This window comes from Phascolarctobacterium sp. (assembly GCF_045124115.1).
Classification (GTDB): Bacteria; Bacillota; Negativicutes; order Acidaminococcales; family Acidaminococcaceae; genus Phascolarctobacterium_A.
The window spans coordinates 1-14,394 of sequence record NZ_JBGVLF010000008.1; the positions used below are offsets into that span (position 1 = coordinate 1).

Genomic DNA, 14,394 nt, shown 5'->3' on the forward strand with positions numbered 1-14,394 from the left:
GCCGTTAAGACGGCAGCCACGACAGCGGGCAACGCCTTAAAGACCGGTTTAACAACCGCATGGAACGGCATTAAGACAGCGGTTAGCACCGCGGAAAATGCAATTAAGACGGCAAGTAGTACCGCGTGGAATGCTGTTAAGACAGCGGCAACCACGGCAGGCAATGCGCTAAAGACCGGGTTAACGACAACGTGGAACGGAATTAAGACGGCAGTTAGTACGGCAGAAAACGGCATAAAGACCGCGAGTAGCACCGCATGGAATGCGATTAAGACCACAGCCACAACAGCCGGTAACGGTTTGAAAACGTCGTTAACGACGGCGTGGAACGGCATTAAGTCGGCGGTATCGAGCGCAGAGAACGGTATAAAGTCGGCAAGCAGTACCGCGTGGAACGGAATTAAGTCTGCAGCAACGACAGCAGCGAACGGGTTAAAGACAAGCGCAACCACGGCGTTTAATGCTACAAAGACTGCAGCAACCACGGCGTTTAATGGCATTAAGTCAACGTTAAACGGTTTAGGTTTGAAGCTGCCAACGATTAACACAAGCGTTTTAAATACTGCGAAAAGCGCGGTATCAAGCGCGTTAAGCACAATCAGATCAACGGTAAGCAATATTAGATTGTCGTTACCAAAAATCGGCGGCGGCGGTATCTCATTACCGCACGTCGGCATATCTGGACGTTTTTCTATTAACCCGCCGTCCGTACCACATTTTTCTGTTAGTTGGTATAAAGAGGGTGGTATTATGATGAACCCTACCGTTTTCGGAATGACAGGAAATAGACTGTTAGCCGGAGGAGAGGCAGGAGCAGAAGCAATATTGCCATTGGCGGGCTTTTATGACTATCTGACAGAATTGTTAGACAGGAAAATAGATAAAATGACGGGCAGCAACACCATTGTAGAAAATCATTTCTATGTGGACGGCGACGAAGTAAGCGCGCGGACATATCAGCGCGTAAAGCAGGAATTAGCCGAAGATTATAAAAGTAGACGATAAGGGGGCGAGGAAATGTTAATTAACGGAACACCGGTTAATTTATACGGGGCAAAGCAGTTAACAGTAGACTTTGCCCCGTCTACTCAAAATATAACGTATGAATGGAACCCAGGCGCAAGGCTGCCGTTATTGGTAGATCAGCGGGTAACGTTCAAGGAATTAACCGTTGTTTTGAAAGTGACCGGAAGCAGCAGGCAGGAAGTAAACAGGAATATATCACGGTTGCACGCACTGGCAGCAGGCGAGGCACAGTATAAATTAGACGGTTATAAAGGTTGGGTATTTATTGGCGTACTGCAGGAAAACCCGACAGCAAAGAAAACGGTTGATCCGGGCGTTTATAAAATGACGATCAAAGCAACCGGTTATATGCGCGACGAAGAACAGCAGGTTATAGAAATCGGCAGGAAGTCGCAGGAATACGTTTTTGCAGAGGGAACGCGCGACACGCCCGTTATGATCGAGATAACGCCGGAATTTGATTTAGCAACGTTCGGCATTTATGGAATTGCAGAACGCGGCATAGAAATTAAAAACCTAACCAAAGGGCACACGATTTATATTGACGGGCTAACGGGTACCGTAACGCAGGACGGGCAGAACAAATTTAACGACGTGGTTATGTTTGAGTTTCCGCACCTGCAGGCGGGCGAACAGCTTATAACGTTTTCTGAAAACGTATGCAATATAACACTGCGTTACTATCCTATGTGGTTATAGGAGGGCGGCGCAATGTTAAAAATCTACGATAGGAACCATAACGCAATAGGCGTTTTAAAAGGCGATAACGAAACGTGGGAAAAGTTCGATTTAAAGAACAGCGACGCAACGTTAACGTTTAAATATCCGTATAACGGGCGTTACGTGGAATATCTGGAAAATGAGAACTATATACAGACTGAACACGCGGAATATGTGATTAAGTCCGTTAAGCCGGGCGGCACATATATAACCATTTCCGGGCAGCAGAATATAGAAGAACTGGAAAGCGATATAGAAAAGTTTACGTGTAAGCGTAGGCAGTTAGATTTAGCGGTAGAGGATTTAGTAGCGGGCACGGGTTGGCACGTTGCATATTGCGACGTTAAACGCCGACGAAGCATTACAAAAACATACTGCAGTATGTGGGACGTGATAAAGCAAATGAAACGAACCTATACCGCGGAATTAGTCGTAGACAGCATAAACAAAACGTTATCTTTCTATGAGCAGTACGGAGAGGATCGCGGAGCGTACTTTATCGAGGACTTAAACCTGCGGAAAGCAAGCGGAGAGAAAACGACATACGATTTTTACACCGCTATTTTACCGATAGGAAAAGACGGGCTAACAATCGAGAGTGTAAACGGCGGCAGCAGGATAATAGAAAATCACCAGTTTAGCGACAAGTACAAATTGAAGATTTGGAAAGATGAACGCTACACCGTTGTAGAGGATTTGTTAGAGGACGCAACGTATAAGTTGGAAGAATTAAGCAGACCATACGCAGCATACACAGCGGACGTTATCGACCTTGCCAGAAAGTACCCGGATAAATACGGCATATTGTCGTATTGGATCGGGGACACGGTAACACTTGTTAGCAAGAGAACCGGCACCAGATTAAAGCAGCGTATTGTTAAGCTAACCGTATATATGCACGAAACGGCATTAAATGAATGCGAGATCAGCAACCCGCGGTTAGATTTTATCGACATACAGAAAGAAGAGGCAGACAACACGGCCGCGTTAAGTAGCGCAATAGGAACGGACGGAACAATAACGCCGGACGCAATGCTGCAGACGCTAATGGAATTAACCGGCACCAATATAGACGGGGGCAACGCCGCAACGGTTGAAACAGTCGATTTAGACGACGGCGACGCGGAAAGCGACGAACTAATAACCATAGAGGGCGGCAACGCCTACAACTAAAGAAAGGAGAACCCGCAAAATGATTTATGCACATTTTGAAAGCCCGGAGCAGAAAGAGGCGCGAGCGTACAACGTTTACCAGTACGACTGGGGGCAGAAACTGCAGGTAACGGGTTTGGAGGCGTTGGAACTGCCAAACCATACAGAAGTACATTTTGCATTAGACGGAGAGGAAACAGCAACAACCCGTGTGGGTACCGTATCACATGGAATTTTAGTTGCAGACGTGCCGTTTAAGTGCCTGCAGTTTGCAAAAAAGGTTTACGCGTATATCTATATCGTGAACCCGGACGCGGACGGGGGCAAGACCATTAAACAGGTTACATTTACCCCACAGCACCGCGCCAAGCCGGACGACGACGTAACGCCGGACGAGGAACGCGTAGTAGATACCATGATTAGGGAACTGAACGCGGCGACCGAACAGGCGCAAGTAGACGTTAAGGGAGCGAAAGAAGCAGCGCAGACGGCGACGGCAGCAAAGAACACAGCAGTAACAGCAGCGGAAACGGCAACGGCAGCAAAGACAGCCGCCGGAAATTCTGCGGCAGCTGCGGCAACGTCTGAACAGCACGTAGCAGACAATACGGCAGCAGTGCAGACAATGTATAACAATCTCACGATTAACATTGACGGCGGCGACGCTTTAAACGTTGATACGCACAATATCGACGGCGGCACCGCGGAAACACGACCATAAAGAAAGAGAGGTTTAAAAGATGGCAACAAGTACCATTAGAATTAAAACCGATACTACCGCTAATTGGAACGCGAGCGACCGCGTTTTAGAGTATAAAGAGTTAGCGATTGAGGTTAGAACAGACGGCACAAAGGCGTTAAAGACAGGCGACGGCGTGACCGGTTGGAAGAAACTGCCGTACCTCTATGATCCTGCATGGGTAACGGGACAGGTAGGACAGGCGAACACATACGCGCAGCAGGCAGCGCAGGCGTTAGCAGCGTGCGAGGAAGTGTTAGCAGAACTGGCAGACAAGACAATTAGACGTTACGGCGTTCGTTGGCTTGCAGGCAGCACAGCGGCAAAGGGTACCCGCGTAGGCGACGCGGTAAACATGAAAGCGGGCGTACAGATCGGGGACACCGTAAACGAAAATGATTTTGATAATCTTTACCCGTGGAATGCAATGCGCCGTTGTAATGGCGATTGGAACGTAGAAACCGGGCTTTTTGAGGTTGATTGTTACGAATACGGAACCGACGGAGTAAAGAACCCACAGTTTAAGGCAGACGGCAGCAACGGCAACGTATGGGTAGAAATCCCGCTGTTTTGGGCGAAACACATTTACGACACCGAGAAAGAGGAAAAATGGGTAAGCGGCGCACCGGGCGACGGTTACTATATCCCTAAAAAGCTGCAGCGTTCACTTGCAAGGGGACAGAACAAAACATATCTTGCAGCATACCGCGCAAGCGAGGACGCAGACGGTAATTTAGTTTCCGTTTCCGGCGCGATCCCGGCATACGGCAGCTTTAATAGCTTTATGACAAAGTATAAAGCTATGGGCGTGGGTATTTCCGGTACAACGTCCGAGGACGAGGAAATTATTGATTTACTTATGGACGTAGAGTTTGCAACCAGAGATCAGCAGTCTATCATGTTGGGCGAAACGTCCCGTTACTGGGGCAGCGACAGAAAGGCGCAGTTATCCGAGGAAAACACAAACCGTATTATTGTTACCAACGCGCACGCTGACAACTTCTTAGTTGGGGACTTAATCGGCGTGGGTACAAGCTGCGACGCAAGAAACGTTTTTGACGCGCGCGAAGTTCTGGAAGTAAAGCCGTTTAATGATACACATACGGCTATCGTTTTCGACGGCACACCGGTAAACATTACCGCGCAGACACACTGCGTAACAGGTTTTCCGAACAAGACCGGACAGACCGACACATTAACGGCACCGTCCGGCACCGTAGCAAATGACGGTTTACACGACTGCCGTTACAGATGGATTGAAACGCCATACGGTAAGCAGTTCGACATTATCCATGACCTGTTAATTAACGATTATCAGACCTATTTCTGCGACGATATGCACGGCGGCAACTATGACAATAAACTGACAGATCATTATATCCCGGTAGCGTATGAGAACGCGCACGAAACAGGCGTATATATCCGTAACATGGGATTTGACGAACGTTACCCGCACATTAAAAACCCGGTACAGACAGGAAACGGCGCGGGCACTACTACCGGTTTTGCTGCTAACTACTACTCTGCCGCAGGGCTTCTGGTTGTTTGGCGCGGTGGGTATTTGACCTATGGGCGTGTTGCCGGGCGTTCCTACTCTGATTGCGACAATGCCCCGTCCGCTGCGCATGCGTACCGCGGTTCCCGTCGTTCTTACACTGCGTAAGGGCGCGGAGCGACCAAAGGGGGAACGGGGGAGCAATCCACCGCTATGTGTAGCATAAAACAGTAAAGTAAAAATCTAAAGAAAGATAAATAAGGCGATACGGCGCACGTCGGAGCCGGTTTTGCTGCTAACTACAACTCTGCCGCAGGGCTTATGGTTGTTTGGCGCGGTGGGAATTTGAACAATGGGCGTAATGCCGGGCGTTCCTACTCTAATTGCAACAATGCCCCGTCCAATGCGAATGCGAACCGCGGTTCCCGTCGTTCTTTAACATTATTTGTAATGGCGCGCCGTACCGCTTGCCGCAGGTGGAAATCCACACGCCGGGAAACCGGCGGGCAGAAATTAACCGTTCGCAGCACCTAAAGCCCGCGAGGGTGGAGGGACGCGCCGACGTGGGCGGCGTTGTGTGGTTAGTAGTAAAAACCGAAAGCCATTGAGGTTAAAGAACGAAGATAACATGAAACGTGTTAAATATATAGATTTTAACAACCTGCAGCTAATAGACAGCGCAACACGCCGGGTATTATGCAACCATACGAAACGGCGCAGGCTATGGGATAAATTAGCAGACGGCGACCGGACAGTAAAAGAAAATATAGAGTTACACGCGAAAGCGTGGAGCGAGGCGACAGGGAAGCCGGTAACGTATGAGCAGGCAAAGAAACAGCTTTACAAACGGATCGGCAGCAAGAAAGAGCGCGAACAGCTGCAGGAGATATTAGCGCATGACGAAACCAAGACCACCCAACAGAATATAGAACGGTTCGTTATATGGGTTAGAGATCGGATCATAAACCGAGACTGGGTGCCGGACGCGTACCGGGAATTTTATATAAATGACGGTATAAGGCGCAAGCGCAGGAAGATAGCGGCAACGACCGTAGTTAGCCAAGTTTTTCACTGGGTTTTAATTATGGCGATCACGCCCGTTATTATGCGGGGTATGGTAGCGCATACCTGCGCGAGCATACCGGGGCGCGGCGCACACTATGGAAAGCGGTTTATAGAAAGATGGTTGCAGGACGAACCAAACACGAAATATTGCGCAAAGATAGACATATCAAAGTTTTACCAGAGCATTAACCAGACAGCAGCAAAACGGGAGTTTCGCAGGTACATAGCGGACGAAACGGCGTTGTGGTTGATAGATACAATTATAGGTAGTTACCCGGAGGGGCTGCCGATTGGTACATATACGTCACAATGGTTTGCTAATTGGATTTTGCAGCGGTTAGACCATTTCATAAAAGAGCAGCTGCGCGTTAAATACGCAATGCGCTATATGGACGATTACGTATTGTTTGGGCGCAATAAGAAAGAGTTACACAAAGTTTTAGAGGCAATCGACGTTTATTTAAAACCGTTCGGTTTGCGTCTAAAAGATAACTGGCAGGTTTTCCGCGTGGATCATATCGTTACGGAATACGGGATTGTAATTGATAAGTGCAAACGGACGGACAATTTAACAGTTACCGTGGAGTTAATCACAAACGACCTGCGGCGGCTGAAAGTGCCGTATAAAGTGGTATATAGGCGAAAGCATAAGGACACGAAAGCCCGGAAGAAAACGCACAAAGGGCAGGAACAGTATAAACAGATATTTATACAGATACCGCCCGCGTACATAGGGCAGGACGCGCCCGCGCTGCCACATATAGCCACGATCTGCGAACAGGTGCGGCAATTATGCCCGCATATGCGGCGCATGGAATACGGGACAATCACACGCCACGCGGGGCGGGACGTTGATTTTATGGGGTTTAGGTTTTACCGGGATCATACAAGCATAAGGCGTAACAATTCCCTGCGTATACGCCGACTATATGCAAAGGCGGCAAAGATGGAAAACGTAGACCCTCACACGGCGGCGGGCTGTTTAAGTTATTTAGGTTGGACGAAGAACACCGACAGTTACAATTTTACCGTAAAGTATATTGATAACGTGATACCGATACACGATTTAAAGGAGGTTATAAGGCATGAAGCAGAGAACAGCAGAAAAGCCGGAGGGCGTAAGGATTGAACCAAGCGCGCAGGCGGGATTTGTGGAGGTTGTCGTAGTAACAAACATTTTCCCGCAGCCGGTTATCCATGAGGACGGGCAGGAGGCGACCGAGTACGAAAGCGATATTTACCGTTTGACATACCCGGAAACGGCGAACCTGCAGAAGTACGCCGAAAAGAATAAAGCCGTATTTATGGAACTGGCAAAGGCAGAAGAAGCAGCCGGACAGCCAACACAGAGCGCGGACAAGTTGGCGGCGTTAATGGTAGAAAATGGCGACCTGCGCGCAACACAGGACGACATTTTAATTTTAATTACTGATTTGATCGGAGGTGTAGAGTAATGTTAAGCCCGGTAAAGTTAAGAGTATTTGTTAAAGCTGTTATTGTAAAGGTAAAGGCAGGCGCAGAACTTGACGCGGTTATTAACAGCTATACTAATCTGGACGACGAAGAAAAAGAGCAGCTGCGCGAGGCGGTTTTAAAGGAACTGCAGCCGGAAGAGGAAGAACCGGAGGCAGCGCAGGCGGTGGAAAATGTTATTGAAAGTAATTAACGACCTTTGCACAGTAACAAATATGTTAGTCGAGTTGGTGCATGATCTGATAACAGAATTAGAACACCAGAAAAACGTAGACAACATAGAATTTATACAACCGGGGCATGACGGCACCGAAGAAAGAACGCCCGCTATTGAGAAATTCAAGGAAAGAGCGGAAGAGGCAGAACGTCTATTAGATACGATTGAATACAATAGCAGGAGGATTTAACAGCATGGATAAGTTGTTAGAAGTGTTAACGCAGATCATGCACAATAAAATTATTGTGTTAGTTATGGTTGCGGTATGTTTTGATACAGTTTTCGGAGTGATCCGAGCAATTAAGGAACACAAGTTTAATAGTTGTTTCGGCATTGACGGGGCAATTAGAAAAATCTCTATGGTTATCAGTATTGCAGGTTTGGCAATCGTTGACCGACTTGTAAATATTAACCTCATTGGATTTATCCCGGAAGAGGCGCGCGCATATATCGGAATGGACGTTATCGGAACCGCGGAGTTTTTCGGGCTGCTTTATATCTGTTATGAGGTTGTCAGCATTTTAAAGAATATGTATTTGTGCGGGCTGCCGGTTCGTTGGGTATGGGCGAGGGTAGAAAAGTTTTTGCACAACTACACCGACGAACTGCCGGACAATGCAGACGAACTTGTTATTAACAAACCGCGAGAGATTGGCGCGACCGGTACCGGATCAGCAGGCGGCGACGAGGAAAAGAAAGAGTAAATGTTAGAATACTTTATTAGTTTCGTAAAAGCAGTATTAGCGGGGGCAACGTTGACATTTTGCGGCGCGTTATATTGTTGCTGCATTGTGTCCGGGCGTTGTTCCCGGATAGAAGAGGAAGAACGAAGAAAGCGAGGCGCAGAAGATGGCGACAGTTTACACAAAGAGTAAAGCGCAGTTTATTACAGAGATTGCGCCGCACGTCGTAGCAGATATGAAGAAAAACGGCGTTCTTGCGTCGGTAACGATCGCGCAGGCAATATTAGAAAGCGGGTACGGCAACACCGATTTAGCCCGCGAAGCTAATAACCTTTTTGGTATGAAACGCGTTTTATCCGGCAACGCCTGGGCGGGCAGTACGTGGGACGGCGTGAGCGTCTATACGAAGCAGACACCGGAGGACGACGGCAAAGGAAACATTTACTACATTACGGCAGACTTTAGGGCGTACCCGTCCGTTGCGGAAAGCGTAGGCGACCATAGCGCGTATTTACTGGGAGCAATGAACGGCAGCAAAAAGCGTTATACAGGGCTGAAGGGAGAAAAGGACCCGCGCACCGCTATAACGATCATTAAAAACGGCGGTTACGCAACAGATACACAATACATTGATAAGATTATGAAGTTAATCACGGAAAATGATTTAACGGCATATGACAAGCAGGCTGCGGCAGCAGAGAGCAACAAAGAAAGCGAGGCGCAGAAAATGGCTATTACATTAGTTGACAAGACCATGAAAAACAGCCCGTGTTATAAGGCGGGTACAAAAATCAAAGTGCAGGGAATGTATATTCATTCTATCGGGTGCCCTTGCGAAAAGGCGCAGAACATTATTAACAATGAGAACCAGAGCGGGGCAAACGCAGCGGTACAAGCGGTTATTCAGCACGACGGGCAGGTACTGCAGGGACTGCCGGTATACCCGGAGAATGGAACCGCTATTAGAAACTGGCATTGCGGCAGCGGCAGCAACGGCAGCGGAAACAATACGCACATTGGTATTGAAATGTGCGAGCCTGCGACGATCAAGTACACAAGCGGCAGCGGTTGGGTAGAACTGGGCGACGGTTCCAACACAAAAGCGGTTGTACTGGCAAACTACAAACACGCGGTAGAATATTTCGCGCTGCGCTGTCAGCAGTTCGGGTTAGACCCTATGAAAGACGGCGTTATTATTTCTCACAAAGAGGGACACGCGCGAGGACTGGCAAGCAACCACGGCGACCCGGAACATATCTGGGGCAAGTTCGGTTTAAGTCCGGCAGGATTTAGAAAGGACGTAGAGGCAAAGATGGCGGGCGGCAAGATCAGCGTAGACGGAACACCGGCAGTTACCGACGACGGCGCACAGAAGATTAACCCGTTAGCGGGAACCGTTACCGTTATCTATGAGGGAACCCACGGCGTTAACGACGGTATCAACATTAGAAAAACACCTGCGTTTACCGATAATGTGGCGCGCGTGGTTTATACCGGCGCGACATTTACCGTTAACGGCATTTCTGCAGACGAAAAATTTTATCAGATCGACGACGGCGGTAGCAGACGTTATATTACTGCAGTGCCGGAGTATGTGAAGTTTAAGGCAACACCGGAACAGAAAGAAAGCACAGCCGGAACCGGTTATTACAGAGTGCGCAAAAAGTGGGAGGACAGCAAAACACAGATTGGAGCATTTAAGCAGCTGCAGAACGCCGTTAACGCGTGCCTTGCAAACGTAGGCTATAAGGTATTCGACAACGACGGAAAACAGGTTTACCCGGCAGTAACACCGGCTGCGACGTTCCCGTACACAGTGCGCGTAGAGGTTGACGACCTGCGCATTAGAAAGGGAGCGGGCACAACCTACGATTACCACAAAGAGGACGGAAAGCCAAAGTACACCGGAAAGGGCACATTTACCATTGTTGCAGAGAAGAACGGCGCGGGCGCGTCTAAATGGGGATTGCTCAAAGCATACGCCGACGGTAAAGACGGTTGGATTAGCTTAGATTTTTGCACCAAAGTAAAATAAGAGAAAGCGAGGCATGAAAACAATGTACTACGTGGGAACATCTTTTAACCCTGCGGACGGGGGTTATAAAACAATCCAGAACGCAAAGAAAGCCGCGGACAAGATCGGCGCGAACGTGTACGACGAAAACGGCGTTAAGGTTTACCCGGCAGAGGAACCGGCAAAACCAACAGCGGAAGAACTGGCAGCAGCTATTAACGAACCGGAGGAAGAAAAGCCGGAAGAAATCAAGGTAGAGTTAACCGACGACGTACCAGAGGGCGCGTTAGAGGAAAACCCGGACGGCAGCGTAAACACCTATAACGCCGAGGGGCAGCAGGTGGGAACGATCACAAAGGAAGAGTTAGAAAAGCTGCAGGAGGCAGCAGGCGAGAAGTTCACAAGCGTAAACGGAACTATTACCGTTGTGCGTGCGGGCATGATCGCAATTAGAAACGCGGCAAGTTGGGAGGACGGGCACAAGTGCGGTATTGCAAAGACCGGACACAAAGCACGCGTTACCATGCGTTTAGACATTGCGGGCGGCACTCTTTACAAGATGGAAAACGGGCGTTACATTTCCGGCAGACCGGAGGACACAGAGTTTACACCAGACTAAACGCACGCAAAACGCACGTTTAACACACGGCGCGCGTTTCTAACGCGTTAAACGCATTAAAACGAATTAAGCTAACACGCAGGCGCGTTAAACCTGCGTGTTTTTTATTTGACGGACATTTATAGGCACCGGAAAAGAAACGGCAGTTTTGAGGAAAGAAAAAAATATTTTAACATTATGCGTATAATACTATTGACATTATGCGCATAATGCAGTATAATAACATCATCAAAGCAAACAACACATGAAAGGCGGTAACGAATATGTTAAAGGTTATGAAGATCACAGCAAAGGAAATGAACGGTAAATATTGCGGAGCACGCGGCGGCTATATCACCGGTACACACTACGCATTAGTAGAAGAGGGAAAGGGCATTTGCTCATTAGATGGCAAAAAGCCTTATATCCTCAAAGGCAACACCGGTAAAAACGCCCTGCAGTCAATCATTGACGCGGGCGGGTTCGTTGGAACAGTTACATATTTACCGGCTATATAAACCGGATCATACCGGCGGCAGCTGCCGCCGGGAAAACATCAAAGCGGAGGTTAAAGAAATGAGAAAAGTTAATTTTGAGAAGATCAAACCGGGGGATTTGGTAGAAGTACCAAGAACACAATTTGCACCAAACCGCAGAGGTTGGAACGGTTGGTTATTCAGTAACGCGGTTGTAATTAGTAAAGGTTTAGGAGCAAAGACAGGAAGACCGTGTATAACGGTAACAATGCAGACACCGGGAAGAGAAAGAAACAATTACAACGAAGTTAAAAGAACGTTCTTTGCAGAACACGTATTTTATACAAACAGTTTAGAAACCGCTAAACGTTTCATGCAAGAGGACGGCGTAACAAACAAAGAAGAGTTTGAGAAGTTCGCAGCACGCGAGGACGTGACCGGGTGCGATTGGATCAGATTTTTAGTTGATAAAGGATTTTTATTTTAAAGAAAGCGCGGGGCGATCAGAAACCCCGCGTTATTTTATTTAACATTTTGCGCATAATACTATTGACATTATGCGCATAATAATTTATAATAATATCATCAAAGCAAAGCACAAACGAAAGGCGGTAACAACATGAAAGCAGCAGAAAAGGCAATGAAGAAAATAGCAGCATTAAGCAACAACCAGTTATTTGAGGTTTGGGAAATGACAGAACATAACCACAGCGCAGAGGTTCCAACGGTGCGCGGTTGGTTAATGGACGAAATCGAAAAGCGTTTCCCGGAAGCGTTCGACAGATGGTTAGAGAGCGGCGAAGCAGCAGACAACGAATTAAGAAAGTATTGTTTAGCATAAATAACACACAGGGCGGCGCAGCTGCCGCCCGGATCAGAACGGGAGGCGCAGAACATGGCAAGAAAAGCAAGCGGGAATTTTAACCAAAGTCAGTATATTAACGGTTATATCAAAGAGAAATACGACCGTATCAATTTAACGGTACCGGCAGGGCAGAAAGCAGTTATTGAGAAGCAGGCAGCGGCAGCAGGAAAGAGCATTAACGAATATATCCGCGATCTGATTAGAAAAGACTTAGAGGAAAGCAAGGCGGCAAAATGAATAAAGCGGGCGAAGAAATGACGTTGCAGCAGGCAATAGAAGTTTTAGAAGAGTATGGCGGGTTATTCCCGCAGGCACGCGGGGAATGCCGGGCAATAGATATAGCAATAGAGGCAATAAAAGAAAAGATAGAAAGAGAGAACGGGCAGCAGGAATAACCGCCGCCCGTTTTATACTTGTAATTAACACTAACCGACAGGCAATTACCAGTTACAAGCATAACAAGGCTATAAAAAAGTAACGGTGTAATTGTGGTTTTCGTCGCTTGTAATTTCCTTTATGACTGAACGCCACAAATACCGTTTTTCCTCATTGGTTAGCGTTTCGTATATCTTTTCTATATCCATTTCAAGGAACCGGCGCAGCCCGTCTAAATCCTTTACGGGTGCGCTATCGTCCTGCAGTTCGTCTAATTGCCGCAAATATGCGGCTTTATCTTCTTTAAATTCATCTAACGTTATCAGATCATTAACAAACAGTTCTTTTAATTTATCTATCTTTTTATAGATCGCGGCGCGGCGTTGGGCGTTATCCATAATCGGCGCAGCTTTAACCTCATATTCGACCAGATACCCGGAAAGCAGCGGTTTTATATTATCCAGTAAATAGCGTTCTAAAGTGTGTTCGTTAACAATTTTACGGTTGCTGCAGCGTTTGTTAGGATATGCAGCAGTGCAACGGTAGACCGGGTATTTATAAACGCGATCGCGGCGGCGCGTGGACTGCATAGCACCCGTCATAGCATGACCGCACCGACATTTTAAAAGACCGGTAAACACATATACGTATTTCTGCGACGACTTGACGTTAATAGAAAGTTTTCGTTGCACGTCGTCGAACAGATCACGCGGGACGATTGCCGGGCAGTATTCCAGATTGTCCCGGAACACGCCTATATATTTTGTATTGGTTAGGATAGATTTTTTTAAATTAGCCTGCGACATAACTATACCGTGCCGTTGTTCCATGTAGGCAATAGTAGCGTTTAGCGATCCGGTGCGGGCGTAGTATTTGAATATATCCAGAGCAACCGGCGCGTTATCGTCCGGCTGCAAATGTTTATTAACGATAGAAAGACCTAACGGCGCGCTGCCGCTTAATACCTCACCGTGCCGGTATTTATAATCGAACACCGATAAAATACGTTCGCTATCGTTCTGCGCCTCTAATTCCGCAAACGTCATAGACTGGGCTATAAATGCCCGTCCCTGCGGGGTTGACGTATCATAATAAGGCTGCGACACGGCAAGCCAATTAACGCCGTGTTTTTCTAATGTGTCCTGCGTATTCAGATAATGCCGGAGATTACGAAACCACCTATCTAATTTTGTGAATATGATAAAGTCCACGGAACCGGCGCGCACGTTCTCCATGAGGCGGGAAAAGTCGCCGCGGTTAAGTTTTTGCCCGCTTATACCGTCGTCAACATAAACGCCCTGCAGTACCATATTGTCGTTACCGTCTATGTAATTGGTACACGTTTCTAATTGTTCGTCCATGCTATCGCCCTTTTTCGCCTGTGCGTCGGTTGATACACGGATATAGACAGCGACGCGGAGCAGCGCGCCGGGCACCTGTTTAGTTAGCTTTTTGTTTGCCATAGATAACACCACCTAAAAAAGAGTATAAAAAAT

General features: G+C 47.6%; 19 protein-coding genes. 17 read left to right on the plus strand and 2 right to left on the minus strand.

All coding sequences use genetic code 11. From position 1 onward, the window contains the following. Positions 1-677 (minus strand): hypothetical protein (locus ACJMM4_RS01125; protein WP_405382633.1); only part of this gene is annotated, 677 nt, incomplete at its 3' end. 73 nt (positions 678-750) lie between these two features. Here ACJMM4_RS01125 and ACJMM4_RS01130 point away from each other — a divergent pair. The 17 genes from ACJMM4_RS01130 to ACJMM4_RS01210 all read left to right on the plus strand — a co-directional run bounded on the left by ACJMM4_RS01130 (position 751) and on the right by ACJMM4_RS01210 (position 12,918). Then, a complete protein-coding gene (locus ACJMM4_RS01130; protein WP_405382635.1) occupies positions 751-1,005 on the plus strand; it encodes a hypothetical protein in 255 nt (84 codons plus the stop codon). Between the two features lie 12 nt (positions 1,006-1,017). Further along, positions 1,018-1,725: a phage distal tail protein gene (locus ACJMM4_RS01135; RefSeq protein ID WP_405382637.1), complete on the plus strand. Its 708-nt coding sequence runs from the start codon at positions 1,018-1,020 to the stop codon at positions 1,723-1,725. Between the two features lie 12 nt (positions 1,726-1,737). Then, positions 1,738-2,919 carry a phage tail protein gene (locus tag ACJMM4_RS01140; protein ID WP_405382639.1) on the plus strand — a complete coding sequence of 394 codons (1,182 nt, stop codon included), beginning with the start codon at positions 1,738-1,740 and terminating at the stop codon, positions 2,917-2,919. A gap of 19 nt (positions 2,920-2,938) precedes the next feature. Beyond that, complete coding sequence (locus ACJMM4_RS01145) at positions 2,939-3,619, plus strand: hypothetical protein (protein WP_405382641.1); 681 nt, start codon at positions 2,939-2,941, stop codon at positions 3,617-3,619. Between the two features lie 19 nt (positions 3,620-3,638). After that, positions 3,639-5,300, plus strand: coding sequence for a hypothetical protein (locus ACJMM4_RS01150; protein ID WP_405382643.1), 1,662 nt, complete (start codon positions 3,639-3,641; stop codon positions 5,298-5,300). A 460-nt stretch (positions 5,301-5,760) separates the two neighbouring features. After that, positions 5,761-7,326 carry an RNA-directed DNA polymerase gene (locus ACJMM4_RS01155; RefSeq protein WP_405382645.1) on the plus strand — a complete coding sequence of 522 codons (1,566 nt, stop codon included), beginning with the start codon at positions 5,761-5,763 and terminating at the stop codon, positions 7,324-7,326. Then, positions 7,283-7,651: a hypothetical protein gene (locus ACJMM4_RS01160; protein ID WP_405382647.1), complete on the plus strand. Its 369-nt coding sequence runs from the start codon at positions 7,283-7,285 to the stop codon at positions 7,649-7,651. The genes ACJMM4_RS01155 and ACJMM4_RS01160 overlap by 44 nt, the downstream gene beginning before the upstream one ends. After that, positions 7,651-7,863, plus strand: coding sequence for a hypothetical protein (locus ACJMM4_RS01165; RefSeq protein WP_405382649.1), 213 nt, complete (start codon positions 7,651-7,653; stop codon positions 7,861-7,863). The genes ACJMM4_RS01160 and ACJMM4_RS01165 overlap by 1 nt, the downstream gene beginning before the upstream one ends. After that, the gene (locus ACJMM4_RS01170) at positions 7,844-8,077 is read left to right on the plus strand and encodes a hypothetical protein (RefSeq protein WP_405382651.1); all 234 of its coding nucleotides are present in this window, start codon (positions 7,844-7,846) and stop codon (positions 8,075-8,077) included. Before ACJMM4_RS01165 ends, ACJMM4_RS01170 begins: the two co-directional genes overlap by 20 nt. 4 nt (positions 8,078-8,081) lie before the next feature. After that, positions 8,082-8,591: a phage holin family protein gene (locus ACJMM4_RS01175; RefSeq protein WP_405382653.1), complete on the plus strand. Its 510-nt coding sequence runs from the start codon at positions 8,082-8,084 to the stop codon at positions 8,589-8,591. Positions 8,592-8,736: 145 nt separating this feature from the next. Further along, positions 8,737-10,605: a glucosaminidase domain-containing protein gene (locus tag ACJMM4_RS01180; protein ID WP_405382655.1), complete on the plus strand. Its 1,869-nt coding sequence runs from the start codon at positions 8,737-8,739 to the stop codon at positions 10,603-10,605. Positions 10,606-10,618: 13 nt separating this feature from the next. After that, complete coding sequence (locus tag ACJMM4_RS01185) at positions 10,619-11,203, plus strand: hypothetical protein (protein WP_405382657.1); 585 nt, start codon at positions 10,619-10,621, stop codon at positions 11,201-11,203. 263 nt (positions 11,204-11,466) lie between these two features. Then, positions 11,467-11,700 (plus strand): hypothetical protein, encoded by a 234-nt coding sequence (locus tag ACJMM4_RS01190; protein ID WP_405382659.1) that lies wholly within the window; start codon positions 11,467-11,469, stop codon positions 11,698-11,700. A 58-nt stretch (positions 11,701-11,758) separates the two neighbouring features. Then, positions 11,759-12,145: a hypothetical protein gene (locus tag ACJMM4_RS01195; protein ID WP_405382661.1), complete on the plus strand. Its 387-nt coding sequence runs from the start codon at positions 11,759-11,761 to the stop codon at positions 12,143-12,145. 132 nt (positions 12,146-12,277) lie between these two features. Further along, positions 12,278-12,499, plus strand: coding sequence for a hypothetical protein (locus tag ACJMM4_RS01200; protein ID WP_405382663.1), 222 nt, complete (start codon positions 12,278-12,280; stop codon positions 12,497-12,499). Between the two features lie 54 nt (positions 12,500-12,553). Next, on the plus strand, positions 12,554-12,760 hold the full coding sequence (locus tag ACJMM4_RS01205; RefSeq protein WP_405382665.1) for a ribbon-helix-helix protein, CopG family: 207 nt from the start codon (positions 12,554-12,556) through the stop codon (positions 12,758-12,760). Further along, complete coding sequence (locus tag ACJMM4_RS01210) at positions 12,757-12,918, plus strand: hypothetical protein (RefSeq protein ID WP_405382667.1); 162 nt, start codon at positions 12,757-12,759, stop codon at positions 12,916-12,918. Before ACJMM4_RS01205 ends, ACJMM4_RS01210 begins: the two co-directional genes overlap by 4 nt. A gap of 69 nt (positions 12,919-12,987) precedes the next feature. On the opposite strand, the gene ACJMM4_RS01215 is transcribed toward ACJMM4_RS01210, so the two are convergent. Further along, positions 12,988-14,361 carry a recombinase family protein gene (locus tag ACJMM4_RS01215; protein ID WP_405382669.1) on the minus strand — a complete coding sequence of 458 codons (1,374 nt, stop codon included), beginning with the start codon at positions 14,359-14,361 and terminating at the stop codon, positions 12,988-12,990. Positions 14,362-14,394: the final 33 nt, after the last annotated feature.

Bases quoted from the DNA above. Each gene is read 5' to 3' on its own strand.
- ACJMM4_RS01205 (WP_405382665.1), top strand. From the start codon at position 12,554: ATGGCAAGAAAAGCAAGCGGGAATTTTAACCAAAGTCAGTATATTAAC.
- ACJMM4_RS01195 (WP_405382661.1), top strand. From the start codon at position 11,759: ATGAGAAAAGTTAATTTTGAGAAGATCAAACCGGGGGATTTGGTAGAA.
- ACJMM4_RS01170 (WP_405382651.1), top strand. From the start codon at position 7,844: ATGTTATTGAAAGTAATTAACGACCTTTGCACAGTAACAAATATGTTA.
- ACJMM4_RS01215 (WP_405382669.1), bottom strand. From the start codon at position 14,361: ATGGCAAACAAAAAGCTAACTAAACAGGTGCCCGGCGCGCTGCTCCGC.
- ACJMM4_RS01155 (WP_405382645.1), top strand. From the start codon at position 5,761: ATGAAACGTGTTAAATATATAGATTTTAACAACCTGCAGCTAATAGAC.
- ACJMM4_RS01150 (WP_405382643.1), top strand. From the start codon at position 3,639: ATGGCAACAAGTACCATTAGAATTAAAACCGATACTACCGCTAATTGG.
- ACJMM4_RS01185 (WP_405382657.1), top strand. From the start codon at position 10,619: ATGAAAACAATGTACTACGTGGGAACATCTTTTAACCCTGCGGACGGG.
- ACJMM4_RS01200 (WP_405382663.1), top strand. From the start codon at position 12,278: ATGAAAGCAGCAGAAAAGGCAATGAAGAAAATAGCAGCATTAAGCAAC.
- ACJMM4_RS01140 (WP_405382639.1), top strand. From the start codon at position 1,738: ATGTTAAAAATCTACGATAGGAACCATAACGCAATAGGCGTTTTAAAA.
- ACJMM4_RS01135 (WP_405382637.1), top strand. From the start codon at position 1,018: ATGTTAATTAACGGAACACCGGTTAATTTATACGGGGCAAAGCAGTTA.
- ACJMM4_RS01210 (WP_405382667.1), top strand. From the start codon at position 12,757: ATGAATAAAGCGGGCGAAGAAATGACGTTGCAGCAGGCAATAGAAGTT.
- ACJMM4_RS01175 (WP_405382653.1), top strand. From the start codon at position 8,082: ATGGATAAGTTGTTAGAAGTGTTAACGCAGATCATGCACAATAAAATT.
- ACJMM4_RS01160 (WP_405382647.1), top strand. From the start codon at position 7,283: ATGAAGCAGAGAACAGCAGAAAAGCCGGAGGGCGTAAGGATTGAACCA.
- ACJMM4_RS01165 (WP_405382649.1), top strand. From the start codon at position 7,651: ATGTTAAGCCCGGTAAAGTTAAGAGTATTTGTTAAAGCTGTTATTGTA.
- ACJMM4_RS01130 (WP_405382635.1), top strand. From the start codon at position 751: ATGATGAACCCTACCGTTTTCGGAATGACAGGAAATAGACTGTTAGCC.
- ACJMM4_RS01190 (WP_405382659.1), top strand. From the start codon at position 11,467: ATGTTAAAGGTTATGAAGATCACAGCAAAGGAAATGAACGGTAAATAT.
- ACJMM4_RS01180 (WP_405382655.1), top strand. From the start codon at position 8,737: ATGGCGACAGTTTACACAAAGAGTAAAGCGCAGTTTATTACAGAGATT.
- ACJMM4_RS01145 (WP_405382641.1), top strand. From the start codon at position 2,939: ATGATTTATGCACATTTTGAAAGCCCGGAGCAGAAAGAGGCGCGAGCG.